The sequence below is a fragment of the Inquilinus sp. genome, assembly GCF_057815775.1.
Window position 1 is genome coordinate 1 of the sequence record NZ_JBYRFX010000027.1, and the last position, 1,894, is coordinate 1,894.

Below are 1,894 nucleotides of genomic sequence, written 5' to 3' on the forward strand. Positions count from 1 at the left end.
CGCCTGGACTCACTACCACCGGGCAATCCGGCCAGTGCTGGGGTTGGCGGCGGAGGAAACCGTCGTATGCGGCATGGCACTGGGCTACGCTGACCCGGACGCAATCGAGAACTCCCTGGTCACAGTGCGCGCACCGGCACAGTCCTTCATGCGGTTCGACGGATTCCCCTGACCCCAGCCAGTCGGCCGCTGGTCAAGCTTGCCTCGGGCCATGTTATCCCCAGGCCTGTGGAACGTGGGGAGAACGTCTCGCTAAGGCAAACGTTTCATGGGATGAGAGCCGTACATCTGCTAGAGTAGCGGTTCCATCTAGCGAGAATGAGGCGTGGTAATCCAGCCACAAACGCTCCATATTGTGGCTTTGGTCACTGATCTTACCATATATGGTTTGCAGCGAATCCAATGCGCTGTGGAAGAAAGGTCTTTCGTGAGATGACAATGCCAGGAGAGACCGCCGTGCTCGATGCCGTTCAGATGCCAGGTCGTTATCAGGTTCGAGTCGACCGGTCCCGTGATGCTTTGCTGACGGATTTCGGCCGTGCGACCCTGACCGACCGGTACCTGATGCCGGGCGAGGACTTCCAGGATCTGTTCGCCCGGGTGGCGTCGCAGTACGGCGACAGCCACGCCCATGCGCAGCGGATCTACGATTATATGAGCAAGCTGTGGTTCATGCCCTCGACGCCGATCCTGTCGAATGGCGGCACGACGCGCGGCCTGCCGATCTCCTGCTTCCTGAACGAGGCGACCGACAGCCTCGACGGCATCCTGGGCCTGTGGAACGAGAATGTCTGGCTGGCGTCGAAGGGCGGCGGGATCGGATCGTACTGGGGCAACCTGCGCTCGATCGGCGAGAAGGTCGGCGCCGTCGGCAAGACCTCAGGCGTCATTCCGTTCATCCGGGTGATGGACTCGCTGACGCTGGCGATCTCCCAGGGGTCGCTGCGGCGCGGGTCGGCGGCGGTGTATCTGCCGGTCTGGCACCCCGAGATCGAGGAGTTCATCGAAATCCGGCGGCCGACCGGGGGTGACCCGAACCGCAAGGCGCTGAACCTGCACCACGGGATCCAGATCCCAGACGATTTCATGCGTGCGGTGGAAGCCGACGGGCAGTGGGCGCTGCGCTCGCCCAAGGACAAGTCGATCGTGCGGTCGATTTCCGCTCGGGCTCTGTGGGTGCGGATCCTGACCGCGCGGATCGAAACCGGCGAGCCGTACCTGGTATTCTCCGACCACGTCAACAACGCCCGCCCGGAACACCACAAGCTGGCGGGGCTGGAAGTAAAGACGTCCAACCTGTGCAGCGAAATCACCCTGCCGACGGGCGAGGACCACCTCGGTAACCACCGCACGGCCGTTTGTTGCCTGTGCAGTCTAAACCTGGAGAACTGGGCGGAGTGGGAAGAACACCCGACGTTCATCGAGGACATCATGCGGTTCCTCGACAATGTACTGCAGGATTTCATCGACCGGGCGCCACCTGGAATGGAAAAAGCAAAATACGCTGCCATGCGGGAGCGGTCTGTCGGGCTCGGTGTCATGGGATTCCACTCGTTTCTTCAGGCGTTGAATGTGCCGTGGGAGAGCGTCGTGGCGAAGGTCTGGAACAAGAAGATGTTCCGCCACATTCGCGCCCAGGCCAACGCGGCATCGGTGAAGCTGGCCGCCGAGCGCGGGGCTTGCCCGGACGCCGCGGAATACGGCGTGCAGGAGCGGTTCAGCCACAAGCTTTCGATCGCGCCGACGGCATCGATCTCGATCATCGCGGGGAATTCGTCGCCGGGGATCGAGCCGATCGCGGCCAATGTGTTCCTGCAGAAGACGCTGTCAGGCAGTTTCTCGGTGCGCAACCGGCATTTGCAGAAGCTGCTGGCGGAGAAGGGTTTTGATAATG

At 62.1% G+C, this 1,894-nt stretch carries 1 protein-coding gene; it reads left to right on the forward strand.

What is annotated here, in order from left to right; all coding sequences use genetic code 11:
• Positions 1 to 474: 474 nt before the first annotated feature.
• Positions 475 to 1,894 (forward strand): ribonucleoside-diphosphate reductase subunit alpha (locus AC3XYG_RS01065; protein ID WP_489137959.1); only part of this gene is annotated, 1,420 nt, incomplete at its 3' end.